Origin of the sequence: Cyanobium usitatum str. Tous, from assembly GCF_003011885.1 — a bacterium.
In the GTDB taxonomy this organism is placed as follows: Bacteria; Cyanobacteriota; Cyanobacteriia; order PCC-6307; family Cyanobiaceae; genus Cyanobium_A; species Cyanobium_A usitatum.
On record NZ_PXXO01000006.1, the window covers coordinates 35,629 to 54,501 of the forward strand.

15 protein-coding genes are annotated in these 18,873 nt (G+C 59.8%); 7 read left to right on the forward strand and 8 right to left on the reverse strand.

Features of this window, described 5'->3' with window-relative positions; all coding sequences use genetic code 11:
* The first annotated feature begins 1 nt into the window (after position 1).
* A complete protein-coding gene (locus tag C7K55_RS06480) occupies positions 2–2,140 on the forward strand; it encodes a molybdopterin oxidoreductase family protein (protein WP_106502614.1) in 2,139 nt (712 codons plus the stop codon).
* 1 nt (position 2,141) lies between these two features.
* Here C7K55_RS06480 and C7K55_RS06485 read toward each other — a convergent pair whose 3' ends face one another.
* From C7K55_RS06485 to C7K55_RS06505, 5 genes are all read right to left on the reverse strand, one after another.
* Positions 2,142–2,984 (reverse strand): ABC transporter ATP-binding protein, encoded by an 843-nt coding sequence (locus tag C7K55_RS06485; protein ID WP_106502615.1) that lies wholly within the window; start codon positions 2,982–2,984, stop codon positions 2,142–2,144.
* Between the two features lie 9 nt (positions 2,985–2,993).
* Positions 2,994–5,075 (reverse strand): ABC transporter ATP-binding/substrate-binding protein, encoded by a 2,082-nt coding sequence (locus tag C7K55_RS06490; protein ID WP_241518229.1) that lies wholly within the window; start codon positions 5,073–5,075, stop codon positions 2,994–2,996.
* A complete protein-coding gene (gene ntrB, locus C7K55_RS06495; protein WP_106502616.1) occupies positions 5,023–5,865 on the reverse strand; it encodes a nitrate ABC transporter permease in 843 nt (280 codons plus the stop codon). Before ntrB ends, C7K55_RS06490 begins: the two co-directional genes overlap by 53 nt.
* Before the next feature lie 80 nt (positions 5,866–5,945).
* The gene (locus C7K55_RS06500; RefSeq protein ID WP_106502617.1) at positions 5,946–7,241 is read right to left on the reverse strand and encodes a CmpA/NrtA family ABC transporter substrate-binding protein; all 1,296 of its coding nucleotides are present in this window, start codon (positions 7,239–7,241) and stop codon (positions 5,946–5,948) included.
* Between the two features lie 203 nt (positions 7,242–7,444).
* Entirely contained in the window at positions 7,445–8,530 is a 1,086-nt protein-coding gene (locus tag C7K55_RS06505; protein WP_106502618.1) for an anthranilate phosphoribosyltransferase family protein, read from the reverse strand.
* 66 nt (positions 8,531–8,596) lie between these two features.
* Between C7K55_RS06505 and C7K55_RS06510 the strand changes: the two genes are divergently transcribed.
* The 4 genes from C7K55_RS06510 to C7K55_RS06525 all read left to right on the forward strand — a co-directional run bounded on the left by C7K55_RS06510 (position 8,597) and on the right by C7K55_RS06525 (position 12,908).
* Positions 8,597–10,114 carry a ferredoxin--nitrite reductase gene (locus C7K55_RS06510; protein WP_106502619.1) on the forward strand — a complete coding sequence of 506 codons (1,518 nt, stop codon included), beginning with the start codon at positions 8,597–8,599 and terminating at the stop codon, positions 10,112–10,114.
* 15 nt (positions 10,115–10,129) lie between these two features.
* On the forward strand, positions 10,130–11,503 hold the full coding sequence (locus C7K55_RS06515; RefSeq protein ID WP_106502620.1) for a CbiX/SirB N-terminal domain-containing protein: 1,374 nt from the start codon (positions 10,130–10,132) through the stop codon (positions 11,501–11,503).
* Complete coding sequence (cobA, locus tag C7K55_RS06520; RefSeq protein ID WP_106502621.1) at positions 11,500–12,288, forward strand: uroporphyrinogen-III C-methyltransferase; 789 nt, start codon at positions 11,500–11,502, stop codon at positions 12,286–12,288. Before C7K55_RS06515 ends, cobA begins: the two co-directional genes overlap by 4 nt.
* Positions 12,289–12,431: 143 nt before the next feature.
* Positions 12,432–12,908, forward strand: coding sequence for a redox protein (locus C7K55_RS06525; protein ID WP_106502622.1), 477 nt, complete (start codon positions 12,432–12,434; stop codon positions 12,906–12,908).
* Positions 12,909–12,912: 4 nt separating this feature from the next.
* Here the strand turns inward: C7K55_RS06525 and C7K55_RS06530 are convergent, their stop codons facing one another.
* The 3 genes from C7K55_RS06530 to C7K55_RS06540 form a co-directional block, all read right to left on the reverse strand.
* Complete coding sequence (locus C7K55_RS06530; protein WP_161956132.1) at positions 12,913–13,680, reverse strand: EAL domain-containing protein; 768 nt, start codon at positions 13,678–13,680, stop codon at positions 12,913–12,915.
* 80 nt (positions 13,681–13,760) lie between these two features.
* Positions 13,761–14,771, reverse strand: a complete 1,011-nt coding sequence (locus tag C7K55_RS06535; RefSeq protein WP_106502624.1) for a GAF domain-containing protein — start codon at positions 14,769–14,771, stop codon at positions 13,761–13,763.
* Positions 14,772–14,807: 36 nt separating this feature from the next.
* Complete coding sequence (locus C7K55_RS06540) at positions 14,808–16,586, reverse strand: GGDEF domain-containing protein (RefSeq protein ID WP_106502625.1); 1,779 nt, start codon at positions 16,584–16,586, stop codon at positions 14,808–14,810.
* 177 nt (positions 16,587–16,763) lie between these two features.
* Here C7K55_RS06540 and C7K55_RS06545 point away from each other — a divergent pair, with 177 nt between their 5' ends.
* Positions 16,764–17,735, forward strand: coding sequence for an ABC transporter substrate-binding protein (locus tag C7K55_RS06545; protein WP_241518230.1), 972 nt, complete (start codon positions 16,764–16,766; stop codon positions 17,733–17,735).
* Positions 17,736–17,863: 128 nt separating this feature from the next.
* Positions 17,864–18,742, forward strand: coding sequence for an ABC transporter substrate-binding protein (locus C7K55_RS06550; RefSeq protein ID WP_206603484.1), 879 nt, complete (start codon positions 17,864–17,866; stop codon positions 18,740–18,742).
* Positions 18,743–18,873 lie beyond the last annotated feature (131 nt).

An 18,873-nucleotide genomic window follows, 5' to 3' on the forward strand; every position in this document is an offset into this window, starting at 1 on the left:
CATGGCCAGTGATCCCGCCAGCCCGGCCGCCAGTCCAGCTGCCCTAGCCCAGTGCCCCTACTGCGGCGTGGGCTGCGGTCTGGAGCTGAAGCCTCCAGATGAGTCCGGCGGCGCCTGGATCGCTCGCGGCGACCGCCACCATCCCTCGTCGCTGGGTCAGGTGTGCATCAAGGGCGCCACCGTGGGCGAAACCCTGCACCCCAACCGCCTCACCACGCCCCTGTGGCGTGCGCGCATCGACCAGCCCCTTGAGCCGATCAGCTGGCAGCGGGCCTTCACCATCTTGGTGGAGCGCATCCAGGCCACCTTGGCCACCAAGGGGCCGCAGGCGTTGGCGATCTACGGCTCTGGTCAGTTCCTATGTGAGGACTACTACGCAGCCAACAAGCTGCTCAAGGGCGCCCTGGGCAGCAACAACTTCGACGCCAACTCGCGCCTCTGCATGAGTTCGGCGGTGGCCGGCTATGCCCGCAGCCTCGGCTCCGATGGCCCGCCCTGCTGCTACGACGACCTCGATCTGGCCGATCTGGTGCTGCTGATCGGCACCAACACGGCCGAGTGCCATCCGGTGCTGTTCCAGCGGCTGCTCAAGCGCCGGCGCAAGGGGAATGGGCTGCGCCTGGTGGTGGTGGATCCACGGGCCACCGCTACCAGCGATGCCGCCGACCTGCACCTGGCGATCGCCCCCGGCAGCGACCTGGCCCTGCTCTGTGGCCTGGGTCACCTGCTGCTTGAGCATGGCGGTGTGGATCAGGCCTGCGTGGCAGCCCACACCGAGGGTTTCGCCGAGCTGGAGATCCTTTGGCGGGCCTGGCAGCCGGCGCGGGCGGCGGCGGTGTGCGGCATCGCCGAGGCCGACCTGCGCCAGCTGGCTGAGTGGTGGTGCCAAGCCACCGGCGCGCTCAGCCTTTGGTCGATGGGGGTGAACCAGAGCCGCGAGGGCAGCGCCACCGTGGCCGGGATTTGCAACCTGCACCTGGTGAGCGGCCAGATCGGTCGCCCCGGCGCCGGACCTTTCTCGCTTACCGGCCAGCCCAACGCCATGGGGGGCCGCGAGGTGGGCGGCTTGGCCCAGCTGTTGCCCGGTTACCGCGCCGTAGGTGATCCAGCGCACCGGGCCGAGGTGGAGAGCCACTGGGGTTTTGCTGCTGGCTCGATTTCGCCAGAGCCCGGTTTGGCGGTGTGGCAGCAGATCGAGGCGATGGAGCGCGGCGAGCTCGACCTCTGGTGGGTGGCGGGAACCAACCCGCTGGTAAGCCTGCCCAGCCTCGATCGGGTGAGGGCGGCGGTGGCGAACTGCCCGCTGGTGGTGTTGAGCGAGGCCTATGCCGGCACGGAAACCGAGGCGCTGGCCCACCTGGTGCTGCCGGCGGCCCAGTGGAGTGAGAAGACTGGCGTAATGGTGAACTCCGAGCGCCGAGTCACCCTCTGCTCTGCCTTCCGCCAGCCCCCCGGCGAAGCCCGGGCCGACTGGGCGATCTTTGCGGAGTTGGGCCGGCGCCTTGGTTTTGTCGATCAGTTCAGCTACGCCTCCGCTGCGGAGGTGTATGCCGAATTCGTAGCACTCACGGCCGGCCGGCTCTGCGATAGCAGCGGTCTCAGCCACAGGCTCTTGGCCGAGCACGGCCCCCAGCAGTGGCCCTTCCCCGCCGGCACCGCCCCCGGCGTCGGCGCAGCGCGCCTCTATGTGGATCTGGCCTTCCCTACCCCTTCCGGCAAGGCACGCCTCTGGGCTGATCCGCCCCTGGGCTTGGCCGAACCCCCCTGTGACTCCTATCCACTGGTGCTCACGGTGGGGCGGGTGCTGGGCCATTGGCACACCATGACCCGCACGGCCCATGTGGCGCGGGCGCTCAAGGCCCACCCCGAGCCGCTGCTGGAGGTGCATCCAAGCGATGCGGCTCACGCCGGCTTGGTGGATGGGGCCCGGGCCCAGGTGTGGTCGCGCCGCGGTGCGGTGTCGGTGAAGGTGCAAATAACCGATCGCATTCGGCCCGGCACCGTGTTTTTGCCGATGCATTGGGGCGCCTCCCAAGGCGAGCTGGCTTGCGAGGCCAATCGACTGATGCATGAACTGGGCTGCCCGATTTCGATGCAACCGGAGCTCAAGGCAGCGGCGGTGGCGCTGACGCCGGCCTGACCTAATCCACGTCGTGGGCGAAGCGGCGATAGAGAAAATCGAGGGCGTGGTTGCGCAGTTGGCCGTAGCGGGGGTCGACCTGGATCGCTTCGTAGCGGCGCGGCCGCTCGAAGGGCACCTCAAGGATTTCGCCGATGCCGGCGGCAGGGCCGTTGGTCATCATCACGACCCGGTCGGCCAGAAATAGGGCCTCGTCGATGTCGTGGGTGATCATCAACACAGTGGGTTTCTGCTCGCGCCAGATCGCCAGCAGCTCTTCTTGGAGCTCCTCCTTGGTGATGGCATCGAGGGCGCCGAAGGGTTCATCCAGCACCAGCACCGCTGGTGACACGGCCAAGGCGCGGGCGATAGCCACCCGTTGCTTCATGCCTCCAGAGATTTGGCCGGGGCGCTGATCGGCTGCGTTGCTGAGGTGGACCATCTCCAAGTGATGCTCCACCACCTGGCGGCTTGACGCCGGGTCCAGTTCGGGCCGTGCTGCCTTGACCGCGAGTTCCACGTTCTGGCGCACGGTCTTCCAGGGCAGCAGGGAATAGTTTTGAAATACCACCATTCGATCGGGGCCTGGAGATTCAATGGCGGCCCCTTGCATCGTGACGCTTCCGCTTGTGGGATGTAGGAAGCCCGACACCATATTGAGCAGGGTTGATTTGCCGCAGCCTGAATGGCCAATCACGCAAACGAATTCACCGCGGCTCACGGTTAGGTTGATGTTGCGTAGAGCCTCAAACCCACCTGAGCGGCTCTTAAAGACTTGCCCTACTCCTTCAAAATGGAGAAAGGGCTGGTCCTGTCCCGAAGAGAGTGGGCTGATGGGTGGTGGCAGTTGGCTAGTTTCTGGCATAGGTCTAGCTCAGGCAGTGGGAATCAATACGGGTTGTCTGGTGGACGCGGCTGGGAGCTCTGCATGTCCCATAGGTGGAGCCGATCCCTGAAGTTGGGTTTTCAGGTAGGGGATCGGCTCGTCCGCGTTGAAGGGGATGCCATCAGCCAGCGCAAAGGTGGAACGCGGAGCAGGCAAGGCTTGGAAGCCTGCTGCGACCAGGGCTTGATCACAAATATCTTGGCGGTAGGTCAGCGCGAGCAATTCTTGTCTGTTGGTTGGGAATGGGCACCAACCCCAACGGCTGAACTGGGTGAGTAACCAGGTGCCTTCAGAACGATTAGGAATGTGGGCCCGATCGGCATGGAACTGGTTGAATCGCAGGAGTTCAGGGCTCGAATCCCCCAGGCCGGTTTTGAACTGCCGTGTCAGGGCAATGCCGGAACGGGTTCCGAGCCACTGGGGTTGGCTTAGAACGCGTGTCATTTCATCGCGATGATTGCTGTTGTCGCAGCGTGCAGCTGCCTGCATGAGGCCACTGCAGATGGCAACTAGGGCATCGGGATGGGCAGCGGCCCACGCTTCTGATGTGGTGAGCACTTTTTCAGGATGCCCACTCCAGATGTCGAGGTCGGTGGCTAGGACATAGCCATGCCGATCTTCAACGGCTTCAGCAACCCGATAGCGGCCTGCACAAAACGCATCGATGGCCCCGGTTCGCAAAGCCCAAACCATGGCCATCGGTGACAGCATCGTGAACACAATGTGCTCTTCAACATTGAGCCCGCCAGCCGTTAACCAGTGACGTAGTAATAGCTCGGCGATGCCGTGATGTTGAGGGATGCCAATGGTGAAGGGCTTGTCCCTGTCTTGAATCCACTCCACCAAGCTTGCGCGATCCCCAATGCCCTGATCCATGAAATGGCGGGCAAGGCAGAGGGCGTTGCCATTACGGCTGACGGTCATCGGTGTGATGGCCGCCCAGGGAGTTCGCTTTTGACCGGGCCGGTTACCCAGTCCCAGGTTCAATTGCAAAGGGGTGGTGGCTGAGGTGATCGCCATGTCCAAGCCACCTTCTACCAAGCGATCCTCGAGTCGACGCCAGTCGGCGAAGGATTCGGGGATGAGTTGCACCACAGAGGAATCAAACAACTTGCTGTCGATCGCCATCGCCAGGGGAGCGATATCGAGTCCTGGTAAGTAACCCAACCGCACAACTGTGGCTATGCGGCTTGGAGCGGCGGGTGTGGCTGCGGTCACTGCTGTGCGCCGTTCCCGCATCCGCCGTTGTTGCTGCAAAAAACCAATCAGTTCAATCCGTAACTGGTAATAATCGGGATGTTCCATTACCTCGAGCCGTTGCCGGGGCCGAGGTAGGTGTACGTTGAGAATTTGTCCAATTTCTGCTTCCGGTCCATTGGTGAGCATGACCACCCGATCGGAGAGAAGTAGCGCCTCGTCGACGTCGTGGGTCACCATCACGGTGGTGACACCCGCCTCCTGGCAGATCTGCATCAACTGCTGTTGCAGGTTCCCGCGGGTTAGGGCATCCAGTGCTCCGAAGGGTTCATCGAGCAACAGCAGGCGTGGCTGGATGGCCAGTGCTCTGGCAATGGCGACCCGTTGCTTCATACCCCCAGACAATTCGCGGGGATACTTTTCGGCAGCGGTACTGAGGCCAACCGTCTTCAATTGCTTGTCAACTAGTTCTCTGCGTTCTTCCCTGGAGAGATGACGCAGTACGTTCGTTACAGCTAGCTCAATATTTTGTCGAACGGTTTGCCATGGCAGCAGAGAATAGTTCTGAAACACCACCATCCTGTCGGGCCCAGGGGAGGTGACTTGACGGCCATCCATCAAGATCCCACCCTTTGTCGCTAAAGTGAGACCTGCTAGTAGATTGAGCAAGGTTGATTTGCCGCAACCAGAATGGCCGATAAGCGATACGAATTCCCCTTCCTTAATCTCAAGACTAATGTCTTTAAGCGCTACGTACTGACCTCCGTCTTGTAGGGCAAATGTTTGGGTAACATTGTCAATGGTGACCAGTGAAGTCATCTCAGCGTCCACCACCACTAATGCGATCACCCACCATGCCCACCAGGCGATCAAGGATCAGGCCAACAACACCCACATAGAAGATGGCCAGGATGATTTGACTTGTGCTGCTATCCCCACCGGCATTGTAGGCATCCCAGATGAAGAAGCCAATCCCGCCATCGGCCTTCAGCATCTCCGCAGCCACGATGGCAAGCCAAGCCAGACCCACAGAGATGCGCAGGCCAGTAAAAACGTAGGGGGCCGTAGCTGGCAGCAGGATGTCGCGCAGATAACTGCGCTTGCGCAACCTAAGAACCCGAGCCACATTGGTGTAGTCCTGGGGAATTTCGCGGATTCCCACAGCCGTGTTGATGATAATTGGCCAAATTGCTGTGATAAAGATCACGAAGATGGCTGCCGCATCAGCCTGCTGGAGTAGGAGAAGGGAGATCGGTAGCCAGGCCAGGGGCGGCACGGTGCGCAGGACCTGAATCAGGGGATCAAAGCCCCGCCGTAGAAATTCATTCAGGCCGATCGCAAGTCCAGCGGCGATGCCAACAATTGCCGCCATGCTATAGCCAATGACGACCCGTTGAAGGGAGATCAGAATCTGTAGGCCCAATCCCTTTGCCGTGCCGCCATCGTCATAGAAGGGTTGGCTGATGTAGGGGGTCCAGGTTTGGGTTATCACTTGGATCGGCCCGGGGAAGCCATCCGGATTGGGAAGGCACATGAGCTGCCAGAGGGCCAAGGTAAGGCCGATGCAAACCACCGGGGCTTTCAGCTGACGAGCCAAGGGCGAATGCAGCCAAGAGATTCTTGGTCGCCGTGGCTTGCGGCTTTTCGCGAGGGCGGGGGTCATTAAAGGAGCGTGGTTTTAAAGGAAGTCAGAAAGGAGACCCGGCAGGGCCTCCTTGGGATCAGGATCAGCGACCTGTCGGCTTACTTCATCGCCTTGATCTTTTGGCTGTTGAGGTAGGCCTTGGGATTATTGGGATCAAACTTGATCCCATCAAAGAAGGTTTCTACGCCCCTCGAATCGCTAGTGGGAACATCGGTGTAGCCGTTGGCCTTAGCTGCTGCACGCCAGAGGTCAGCTCGGTTTACTTTGTCGACGAGCGCCTTTATATTGGTGCTTGAGGGCAAATAACCCCAGCGGATATCTTCTGTGATGAACCAGGCGTCATGGCTCTTATAGGGGAAAGAGGCATTGCTGGCCCAGAACTTCATCTTGTAGCGGCTGTTTTTCACCACCTTGCCTCTGCCGTAGTCAATGGTGCCCTGGAGACGGGGGAGCAGATCATCAACGCTGGCCTTGACGTATTTGTCTTGGGCAAGCATTTTGGCCAACTCACTAGTGTTGGCTGGGTTGTCGGCCCATTTCTGGGCCTGCTGCACGGCCATCAATAGCCTGAGAGCAGCGTTGGGGTTTTTCTTCACCCAATCTGCCCGCATGGCAAAGGCTTTTTCAGGGTGGTCGCGCCAGAGCTCACCGGTGATGAGAGCCGTGTATCCCAGTTTCTTGTTTACAAGGCGCTCGTTCCATGGCTCACCCACGCAGAAGGTATCCATGGTTCCCGATTGCATGTTTGCAACCATTTGGGGCGGGGGAATCACCACAAGGTTGGCGTCTTTATTGGGGTTGACTCCATTGGCGGCCAGCCAATAGCGCATCCACAGATCATGGGTGCCACCCGGGAAAGTAACAGCAGCTTTGAACTTGTCTCCAGTGGCATTCTTCTTGGCCACGGTTTTGACTAAGACAGGGGCCTTAACGGTGAGCTTATCGCTCAAGAATTCTTTGGATACGGAGATGGCTTGCCCATTCAAATTAAGCCTGGCCAAGAGGTTCATTGGCACCGGCTTTTTGCTTTTGCTGATTGCCCCAGTGGTCAGCAGGTAGGCCATCGGGCTGAGCAGGTGTGCCCCATCAATCCCTCCTCCGGAGCTACCAAGCTCGAGGTTGTCGCGGGTGACCGCCCAGGAGGTTTGTTTTTTGAGCTCCACCCCGGTCATGCCTTGCTTTGCGAAGAAGCCCTTCTCTTTGGCAACAATCAGCGGAGCGGCATCGGTGAGGGCAATAAAGCCCAGGGTTGCCGAGGTGGTTTCCGGCTTGCCCGGTGCAGCGTGGGCGGCGTTGGTGATTAGCAGGCTGGCAATTCCACCCACCTGGAATGCAAGCACCGCTGTTGTGGTGGCTGTGCGAAGCAGAAATTGGCGGCGTGATGCGTTTGTCATTGGTTAAAACTCCGGTTCGGGGCACGAAATAGCCGCCAATCCCTATTGGGTCAGCGGTGCGGAATTTGGGTTGCCTGTTTGATGCCAGCGCAATCACCGGTCACTGAGGGCCTTTTGATTCCCCTCAATGAAATGCGCTGGCGCGAAAGCTCACCAACTCGCTTAGAACAACACACGGCCCGAGCTCGCTCCCGTCGCAGTTGCTACAGATCTGCCATTTGCTGCCGCAGCCGTTCGCCGCTGCGGGCCTGCAGCAGCGCCCGGCTTTGTTCCAGTGCCGCTGGTAGTGAGCTGCAGGCACCGGCCTGCCAAAGGTAGGCGGCTAGGTTCCAGGCCAGCCCTTCCGCCAAGGGCCCCTCGCCTGCTAATGCAGCCAGGGCCTGGTCCCTCCAAGTTTCAAGGCAGACCCAAGCCACTTCGTCTGCCTCAATGCCGTGGTCGCGGGGGTGCATCAAGATCCGCTCGACCTCACCGTTTTGAACTCTGGCCGTAATTCCTGCCCGTGTGGTGGGGAGATCGGTGGATCCTTCCAGCCCTTTAATGGTGAGTACATCGGTTTCGCCAAAGGCGCTGAGGGCTTCCCAGGCCCTCTTTTCTGTGGGGGGGTGCACGAAACCGCTGATCAGCAGGTGTTCCCCTTGGTGTGGGGTCCACAGCAACTCCAAACTGGCCACGGGCGGTCGCTTGCCGATCGCGTCGCGAATGGGGAGAAGGGTTTCTGCCGCTGGAAAGTGATCGGGTTGGTGGGTGAGGGCAAGACCAAACCCGTCTAGCCGCTCTTGGATGGTTTCAAGACTGTGCCCAGACCAGCCAATGCCTATGGATCCAAACAGCTCGGCAAGGGTGATTCCGTATTTCACGGGCATGGGTTTGCCTCCGTGAAGCACCACGGGCAGGCCGGAGGAGGCGAGTACGAGAGCCACAAGGGGAGCCAACGGAGCTGTTCGTGACCTGCCGTCGTATGGCACGCAAAAGCAGAGGGCTTTTTGGCCTTGGGTTTTCAGCTTCGGCCCATGGCGCCGATAGCTATCGAGCATCCCGGTGAGCTCAATCGGGGCGGGCCTGCGAATCCTGTGTGCGATCAGGAAGGCCCCCATTTGGGCATCACTCGCTTCCCCGCTGAGCATGAGGTCCATGGCCTCGCAGGCCTCGTCTCGGTCGAGGCCCGTACTCGTGTGTTCACCGCTGCCTACTTTGGCGATCAGTAGCCGAAATCGCTCCTGGGCCCCACTGAGTTGGCTAGTAGGCCGTTGAACCAACCCTCCGGTAATTGGTAGTGATTGCGACATTGCGGAGGTTGGCGCTCCGGGACTATCACCTGATCTTCCTGTACGGCCAGCTCAAGCCTTATAAAAATGGACCCCCTGGCCAAGCCCAGCAAGATCGAACAGGCCAAGGCAGAGCTTTGTGGCCTGGATCTAGCTCCTCGCTTGGGTGATTTGGCGAGCCAGGGCTGGGAGTCGCTGGACGAGGCAACCCTCACCATCCGGCTGAAATGGCTGGGGATCTTCTTCCGTCCGGTGACCCCGGGGCGCTTCATGGTGCGGCTGCGGCTGCCCAATGGCGTGATCTCAGCCGACCAGCTGGAGCTGCTGGCTGAGGTGATCGATCGTTGTGGTGATCAGGGCAGTGCCGACATCACCACCCGCCAAAATCTCCAACTCCGAGGCCTGCTGCTGGAGGACATGGCGCCCCTTCTGCAGGCCCTGGAGGCTGGGGGTCTGACCAGCCGCCAATCGGGTCACGACAACCCTCGCAACATCACCGGCAACCCGCTGGCGGGCATTGACCCAGAGGAGATCGTCGACACCCGCCCCCTGGTGGAGGTGATTCAGGCGAGGCTGCTGGGGCCGGCCGGTCCCCGCAACCTGCCACGCAAATTCAATGTGGCCGTGGGAGGCGCGCCAGATAGCTTCCTGCTGCACAACGACCTGGCCTTCCTGCCGGCTGAGCACAACGGTCAGCTCGGTTTCACCGTGCTGGTGGGGGGCTTCTTCTCAGCCCAGCGGAACGAGTTGGCAGTGCCCCTGGGCCTGTGGCTGCGGCCTGAGCAGCTGGCCGACTTCACCCTGGCCTTGCTGTGCCATTTCGAGCGCCACGGCAACCGCCAGCAGCGCAATAAGAGCCGGCTGATGTATCTGATCGACCAGCTCGGGATCGACGCCTATCGGGAGGAGCTGGTTGAAGCCTTCGCCGAACCCGTGCACCCCCACGACGGCTCCCACTTGGTAAGTCGTGCCCCCCGCTCAGGACTGGGCGTCCATGCCCAGAAGCAGGAGGGGCTCCACTGGGTGGGTCTGCACGTGCCCATGGGCCGGCTGGACGCGGCTTCGATGCAGGAGCTTGCCGCTTTGGCGCGCACCTATGGCAGCGGCGAGCTGCGTCTCACCGAGGCCCAGAACGCCTTGATCGTTGATGTGCCCTGCGATCGCATCGAGGACCTGCTGGCCGAACCCCTGCTGCAGCGCTTGCGCCCCGACCCCTCGACCCTTCAGGCAGAAGCGGTGAGTTGCACCGGCAACGCCTACTGCAGCTTCGCTTTGATCCCCACCAAGGGCGTGGCCCAGCAGGTGCTCGAAGAGCTGGAGCAGCGCATCGAATTGCCCGAGGCGGTGCGCATGCACTGGACCGGCTGCCCCAATGCCTGCGGCCAGCCCTACATGGGTCAGATCGGGCTGATGGGGGCCAAGGCCCGTAAGGATGGTCAGATGGTGGAAGCGGCCAAGATCTTTCTTGGCGGCTCCATGGGCGCCGAGCCCAAGCTGGCCGAGCTGCATGAAAAAGGCGTACCCCTCAGTGATCTTGCCGATGTGCTGGAGCTGCTGCTGCTGGAGCAATTTGGAGCCCGGCGCCGCGAGCCAGCGGGCTTCTGAGCGCGGAGGGCGGCTTTGAGATCTGCCCTGCCCCAGTGGGAGCCGGCCCAGCTGCCGGCCTGCGGCTCCCCGGATCGCTGGGGCTGGCTGCAACAGCTGCGCAACCAGCCCGAGCTGGATCCTGAACCTTGGCTGCTGGCGCTGGAAAACGGCAGCCTCAGCATCGCCCCAGACCTGCTTGCCGTGCTGGCGGAGCGGCTGGATCCGCCGGCCCAGTTGCGCCTGCTGCGCTGGTGGCGCCAGCAGCCCGATCCGGATCCAGGCTTGCCCAGCCAGGTACTGCGCCACCGCGATGGAGCTAGTGCCGCTTGGCTGCTGGAGCAATTGGCCCCGGGTCCGGTGGCCCTTGGCTTTGCTTTGCCCCTCTCGGCTTTGCCCCAAGTTGTGGCGGCAGCCCTGCTGCCCCTGTTGGGTCACCAGCGCCAGGTTGCGGCTTGGCCCGTGCTGCTGTGCTGGATGCGGGCCCCAATCGCCACCCCATTGCGGCGCGCCGCTCTCGAAGGGGTAGCCCGTGGTTTGTCGGTGTGGCCCCGGTCCCAGTTGGTGGCTGGCCTCAGCGCCCTGGCCGGCGACCTCGATCCCCAGCTGGCTGCCCCGGCGGTGGATCTGCTGGCCCGCTTGCCAGGAGCCCGCCGCGCCTTGGTGCCCCTGCGGCGCTGCGGGCTCGATCCGCGGGTGGCCGAGCGCTTGGGGCGCCGCTTGGCTGCTACGCCGGCCCAACCCCTGCTGCTGGTGGTGCATGGCCGAGCGGGCGGCCAGCTGCCTGCCGAGTTGGTGGCGCTGGCCGCCGAGCTGGAGTGCCGCCGTGGTGCGCCCGTGCGGCTACAGGCCCTTTCGGCTGCGGCGCCGGCTGCGGTGCCGGCGGTGGCGAGCGAGCTGCTGCAGCCAGGTCAGGTCCTCGGCTTGGTGCCGCTACTGCTGCTGCCCGGCGGCCATGTGCGCCACGATTTGCCGGCGATCGTGCGCCATTGGTCGGCTTTCGCCCGGGTGCAGCACTGGCCCTTCCTGGGGGCCTGGCCCCGCTGGCAGGCCGCCCTCGCTAGGGAGCTAGCCGAATTGGCGATGCAGGATTACAAGCCAGCGGCCCGGCCCCTGCTGCTGCATCACCCCCTGGAGGGCCCCCTGGCAGCCCGCTACCTCACCACTTTGGAGCGGCGCACCGGCGCCCAGTGCGTCGCCACTCCATACAGTGCAGAACACCTCGCGGAGCTGAAGCTGACCCTTGCCGCTCCAGACCTTGCCGCTCCAGCCTTGGCCGCTCCAGCACTGCCTCTGGCTCTGGCCGCCAACCGGCTCACCGACCAGCTAGCCGAGCAGGTGGGTCCGCCGTTGCTGCAGCGGCCTGGCCTGCGGCAGCTGCTGCTGGCTGAACTCGAGGCCCTGCCATGAGTGCCCCAGCCCAGCTCGGCACGGTTTACCTGGTGGGGGCGGGTCCCGGTGATCCGGAGCTGCTCACCCTCAAGGCCCACCGGCTGCTGCGGCAGTGCGATGCCCTTGTCTACGACTCCTTGGTGCCGCAGGCCGTGCTGAATCTGGTGCCCCAAGGCTGCGAGCTCCACTTTGTCGGCAAGCGCCGCGGACACCATTCTGTGCCGCAGCCAAGCACCAACGCGGTGCTTGTGGAACTGGCCAGCCGCCATCGCCTGATCGTGCGGCTTAAGGGCGGTGATCCCTTTTTGTTTGGCCGCGGCGGCGAGGAGGCGGCCCACTTAGCCGCCAGGGGCGTGCCGGTGCAGGTGGTGCCTGGGGTAACGGCTGGCATCGCGGCTCCGGCCTATGCGGGCATTCCCGTTACCCACCGCCGCGCCGGCTCCAGTGTCACCTTCGTGACGGGCCATGAGGAGATCGACAAGGGCCGGCCCGGTGTGAACTGGCGCGGCCTGGCCCAGACCAGTGATGGCTTGGTGATCTACATGGGCCTGCACAACCTGCGCCGCATCGCCGAGGAGCTGATGGCGGGTGGCCTGGCGGCCGACACGCCCGCGGCCGTGATTCAGCAGGGCACCGTGCGGGGGCAGCGGCAGTTGATCAGCGTGCTGGGTGAGCTGGCCGACCGGGCTGAGGAGCAGGATTTTGCTTCGCCCTCAATCGTGGTGCTGGGCGAAGTGGTGGCCCAGCGGGTGCCGGTCTGTGCCCCCGAGCCGGCTGATGTGGAGATGCCGATCCCCTTTTGAGCCAAGCCAGATTCCTTGATGGGTAGTGGTTGCGACGGCCGGCCCCCCGGTGGTGAGTTTCATTAGGCCTTGATCTGGCAGCACCCGCTGCTCTTACCCGAATGTCTGCCCTTCCCCTGGCTGGCCCTTCCCGGTCTGCGCCGATGTTTGAGCTGATTCCCTACGAGAAGTTCCGCGATACCCCCGCTGTTCGTTTCTTTGATATCACCGTTGCCAGCTCCAATGCCCGCGATCTGGTGATCCATGCCGGTCCGGCGGTGAGCCCTCCGGATGAGGAGAAGACTGGTGCCTGGCAGTTTTATCTGCACCCCCACCAGGAAGATAATTTGTTGGCCCTGAACGGCGGTCGAACTTTTTACTTGGTCAATTTGGGTTGGAATTATCCGTATCACATTGTTCGCCTAGAAACAGGTGGCGACATCCTGCGCATTCCTCCGGGAACGTTTCACCGCTCCGTTTCTGATCACGATGGTTCGGTGGTGCTTAATCAGGCTGTGCGTGAGGAGGGTGCCAGCGTGGTGCGGGAGTTTCGGGTATACAACAGCCGCCTCATTCCCCGATTATTTGCTACAACTTTTAAAACGGCCCCCCTGCCTAAGTTGCATGGGGTTAGCTGGTAGGCCTTTAGTGAAACTCGGCTAAGTAGTGGGCCATAGCAGCCACCGACATCGGCCGGCTGAATAGGTTGCCCTGACCATGCTTATAGCCGTTCTGCACCAGCCAGGCGCGTTGAGAGTCGGTTTCGACCCCTTCAGCGGTACTTTCCAGTCCTAAATCGGCGCAGAGATTCTGGATTGTTTTTAGCAACTGGTTGCTGGGATTGCTACTGTCATCGATGCGCTCTACAAAGCTGCAATCAACCTTCACCGTGCGCACTGGATAGTTGTGGAGGCGGCTGAGCGAGGAATAACCCGTGCCGAAGTCGTCGATTGCGATGGCAACTCCCAGGCGGCGCAGGGAGTTGAGGAAGATTCCAAGTTCCGAGCCATTGTCATGTAAATAATCCTCGACCAGTTCTACTAGCAGCTGCCAATCTTTTGGCAAGGGGGTGGAGCGGATCAGTTGCAGCAACCGTTGGCGCTGGCCCTCACTTTCCAGCAGTAGGCCGGAGAGATTCACTGAGAGTTGCAGCGGCTGCCCTGGTGCAGCGCTTGCTAGTTCATGGCTGGCTTGGATTGCTTTCTGGATTATCTGAAGATCAAGTTCACCGCTGAGCCCGGCCAGGTGAGATATCGGCAAAAAATTATTGGGCAGCATCATTTCGCCGCTGTCGGTGCGCCAGCGCATCAGGCATTCCAGGCCTACAGGCTTGCCCGTGACGAGATCAACAATCGGTTGCAGGTAGGGGGTGATTTCGTTGCGTCGGATAGCGCGACGTAGATCGGTTTCCACTTGGTAGTGCTGCTGTGCCGCCAGTCGTGCGGGCAGATCGATGAAGTTGAAATTGCTGTTTTTGCTGCGATCGGTGATGGCTATGCGTTGGGCGATGCTGGCGTCAGAGAGTAGAGAATCAACATCGCTATAGTTTTTTTGAAGATTGCAATGCCCATGTTCATTCCCAGCTCTATGTCGCGGTCGTTTAGTTTTAATGGTGCCTCAAGGCTCGCCATGCATCTTTCTGCAACCGCTGTGATAGCACTTTCTTCTGAGAGTTGTGGTAGCACGATTGCTATCTCGTCATCTGAGAAGTAGGCGGTTGATGCTTGAGCAGGTAGACAGTCCCGTAGGCGCTCTAAGCCAGTTTGGATTAGGTTTTTCGCCGCAGCGCTCCCAATGGTGGCGCTGACGCGGGAATACTCCTTGAACTTGCAGCGCGCCAGTGCAAAGCAGGGTGGTTGATCTAGGCCTAGCAGCAGGCTCAGCATCTGCTGTAGCTGCTCCCGATTCATTACTGGATTGATTTCACTAAGCAGCTGGATGCCTGGCTTGACCTGCCCATTTCCCCCTTGGGCCTGCAGTGCTAATTCGGCGGATTGCAGTAGGTGGGCTTCTCGCCGCAGTTCCATTTGGCTAACCACTTGGCGAGCCAGTCGCTCTAGGGAGGTGACCTGCTTAGGTGTAAGGGCCTTCGGTTCGATATCAATGGCGCAAAGACTGCCCAATGCCATGCCGTTGGCGGCGATTAAGGGGAAGCCGGCATAAAAACGGATGCGAGGCTCACCTAATACAAGTGGATTATCGGCAAAGCGATCATCTTCAAGGGCGTCGTTTACAATTAAGGGCCGGCGCTGAACGATTGTGTGGCCGCAAAGCGAAATATTTCTGGGCGTTTCCTTGGGTGCGTCGTCGAGGCCAACGCAAGACTTAAACCACTGACGATTTTCGTCGATAAGGCTTATAACTCCTATTTTTGCGCCAGTAATATCTTGAACTAGGTGGGTGATATCGTCGAAGATTGCCTCAGATTGTGTATCAAGAACGCCGTAGCTATGCAGTTCCTTGAGGCGAGCCGAATCATCTTCGGGTATGGGCGCTTCTTGCACGCGTGCTAGATGTTAAAACCTCACCACAACATTAACTTAGCTGTTCGCATTTTGTCTAGCATGGCGTAGGTCCGCATCCGAGCGGGCTAGCAGGATATCGGGTTTGAGTTCATCCCCCTCCAGGCTGCTGATCCCAGTGGTGATGCTGGTGGGAACAAGTTCCTGCTTGCTTGCCAGCCTCAGCTGGCTTACAAGGGCTTGCAGCTCTTCAGCCATTTCATGGGCTGCAGCTCCATTGCAATCGGTGGCCACCACCACGAACTCATCCCCGCCGCTACGGAATAAGTGGTCGGTGATGCGCAGCCTTTGGCGTACCGCACTGGCCACTCGCTTCAGAACTAGGTCGCCGATTTCATGACCAAAGCGGTCGTTGATATCGGTGAGATTATCAATGTCGATGGTGATGCAGCTGAGGGCTTCGCCGGTGCGGCGGCAGCGTAGGCATTCCTCTTTTAGCCTTAAGAAGAGGACATTGCGATTGCCGCAGCCGGTGAGTATGTCGCTTGAGCTGACCTGTTCGAGTTCGTCGCGAGAGCGGCGTAGGGCCAGGTTTGTCTCTTGCAGATCAAAGGTCAGCAAACGCACTTGCTGGATTCTTTGGTTGATCAACAGCACCATTACGCGCAGTTCGTTGATCAGAGATGGGGCAAGAGTGCTCAGACCGTCTGGGCTAGTAAGCATCGGCTTCAGCAATTTATTGATTTCGCGCTCAAACAATGCCCCAAGCGTCATGCTGGCGGCAGTGCCAAGCAATAGTGTGGTTAGAACGACAACCAGTAGCTGTGAGATTTGATCTTGCATCCGTTTAACAAGTGTGCCTGCTGGCTGCACTACTTGAATCAATACGGATGGTTGACCTGGGCTGGCATGAAGTTGGCTGTAACTCCAGTAGCCATTTACCCATTTCCTCAGCCCGGCCATGGGTTGCTTGGAGATCAGCACCGCTAATTCGCGGGGATGCACATTGGCGCGTCCCCCATCGGTGTAGTCCTTGTCGAGCTGACTGAACAGTTCAGCATCGGAGCTGGTGCTGTTGCCATTGGCCTCGACACGTCGGTAGGCCACATCTCCGCCTGGTATTTCAGACCATGGTTTGGATGCGGCAACAGCCCGATTTACTACTTTTAGATTGTCAAGCTCCGCTTGCTGCATCGCCAGCACTAGCTGGTAGCCGGAGCTCATAGTGATGATTAGGGCTGGCACGGTCATGGTGATCAGCACCAGTCCCACGATTAGCCCCCGCAATGAGATGCCATTGCCGTGCCCCTTGCGGTTTTGCAGCGCGCTGATCACCATGAACAGCACGAATGCAATTGTGGCGTTAAGGACCCCATTGACAACTTGTTTCAACGCGGTGACAGTCACGTTGCTGGGGTCTATTTGAAGTATTAGGCCATAAAAGATGGCTACCATGGGTGCTCCTAGCAGAAGCCAGTAGCTGATCGCCAGGGGGATAACTGCGCCAGTGCTTACTTGATCGTTGCGGCGGCTAAGGCGTTGTAGGCCGAGGGTTAGCCAGGTGATTTCGGCGCTGAAGATCACTACCGCCCAAGGATGGCCCCATGCTTTCCAGGTCACCAGGCTGGCGATGCAGCCCACCGGAATTACCCAGCCGGTGCGCCAGAGCAGCAAGGCCAGGATCGGCAGGATCGAGCCCAGTAGCACTTGGATGCCATAGAAGAGTGGCAGGGGCTGCAGGTTCAGCAGTACCGCCAGGCCTGCCGTAAGGGCCAGAACAAGTCCTTGCCTACGAGTTGGCGGCGCAAACAGCGCGCCCCACGGGGATGGGGCAGGGGAACCAGTTATCGATGCCATTAGGTAAACGTAGTCGTAGTGTCTGTCAGGGTGCGAGATATGAAGTTTTTGGTAAGAAGCCAATCATTTCCTTAGACTCTCTTGGCGTTAAACCCCTTACTGGCTACCCCTTGGCCGGCATGAGTTTGTCGTTTCTTTCCTGGTTTTACGCCAATGGGCATTTGCCTGTCTCCGGGCTTGGGTCGCCAGCTGTTCACTCTGGCTGCAACTGGCTTCGCCTGGGCGGCAGTTGCAGGCTGCGCCGCTAAGCCTGAGGAGGTCAATGTGCCCATATCCAGCTGGCCGGGATATGAGTATTTTTATTTGGCTGAGCGCCGTGGCCTGGCTGAGCGTTACGGCTTTAAATTAACGACATCCCAGTTTGCGGATCCCCAGGAAATTGTTCATTCCTATCTGCGGGGTGAACTTAATGTGGCTCAGCTCACCACTGTGGAGCTTGTCGATATTTGTGAGAAGATTCCTGAACGCTGCCCTGTGGTGGTGCTGATTCTGGATGAATCACGTGGTGGCGATATCATTGCAGCGCGCCATGGCGTAGATACTTTGCAGGACCTCGCTGGTAAGCGTATCGGTACAACCTTTTCATCCCTCGGTCCCTATTTTGTTAGTCGGGCTCTGCAGCGTTCTGGGTTGAGCCTCGATCAGGTCGAGGTCCGTAATATGCCGTTGGCGGAGATGCCCGCTGCCCTGAAGCAGGGCAGCGTTGATGCAGTTGCCTTTTACCCACCGTTTAGTGACTACGCAGCCCGCGATGGCCATTCCAGGGTGCTATTTGACAGCCGGCAAACCCCTGGGGAGATTTTTGATATATTGGTGATTGATCCTTCATATCTTCATAGTAATTCGGTTGTGCTGACTAAATTGGTTAAGGCCTGGCAAGACGCCCACCAACTGGCTCAAGCTCACCCAAAGCAGTCGATAGGGCTAATGGCTGACCGGCAGAAAGTGAGCGCCAAAGAGTTTCAGCAGGCTGAAAACGGCTTGGTTTATTACGGGCTTGCTGAGCAGAAAGTAATGTTGGCTCCCGGCGGTGTGATGGAGCGTAATCTTAAGTCTGTCCAAAAGGTGCAACAGGAGCTGAAGCTGGTGCGGATTGGCGCCCAGCTGCCTTCAGTCACTAACCGCTTAGTGGAAGCTGCCCTGCGATGACAATTCAGCGACCTAGTCACCAGCGTCCCTGGGTTCGGAGTCCTTGGATATCGGGTTTGGTTGGTTTGGTTTCCCTGGCAGCTGTTTTGGCTGCCTGGCGAACCCTGAATTCCCAGTCACGGCTTTCTGTGGCGATTACCAGTTGGCCTGGCTATGAGTATCTGTATTTGGCTGAGCAGCGGCGGCTGGGGCAGCGCTATGGGCTCGATTTGCGGGTGCGGCAATACAACTCCCTTGAGGACCAGCGCTTTGCGTACGGACGTGGAGAAGTTGAGGTTATTGCTACGACGCTTCCAGATGCTGTGGCTATTTGCCAGGAGGTGCCGAAGCGTTGTCCCGAGTTGTTTTTAGTGATTGACGAATCCCACGGTGCGGATGTGATTATCAGCAAGAGCGATATCGGACATGTACGTGGTTTGGTTGGTCAGACGGTGGGGCTGGAGCGCACTGTTCTTGCTGAATACCTGCTTTTGCGAGCTTTTGAAACCAAGCAAGTGCCATTTGACCAGGTGCGCTTCATGCACGAAGGGCCCATCGCCCTTGTTAGCGCGCTGAGTAAGGGCAAGGTTGCCGCGATTGTTACCTATCCTCCCCATGCAAACTCCCTGCGTGAGGATTCTCTCTACCGGGTTCTATTTAGTTCTGCTCAAATCCCCGGGGAGATTGTTAATGTCTTGGCTGTAAATCCTGTTTTTGCTAAGCGCCATCCGGGCATGATTAGGGCACTAGTGCGCACTTGGTGGGCGGCTCAGGCCCTGGCCAGGGCCGAACCAACTTCCTCCCTTGCCCTTATGGCCAAACGTGAGCAGGTAAGCCCGGCAGAGTTTGTCGCCTCAGAGCGCGGCATTCGTTATCTAGGACCAGCCGATCAGTCGGAAATGCTTGCCCCAACTGGCTCGGTAGCGCGCGTGCTTGCCCGCATGGCAGACCAAATGGTTTCGGCAGGGCGCCTTTCGGCCAAGGCGCCACTGCCCATGCCCACCCAGGCTTTTCTGCCAAAGCCTTAAAAAAGAATTACCTTTTTAATGAAATAGTCAAAATCCGCTGATTTTCCTTATAAGTTACGTCTATTGGCTTGGTCTGGAGAATAATTGTCAGGAGTGTCTCTGCTCAAGGGCCGGATTAATCGACAGCTTTG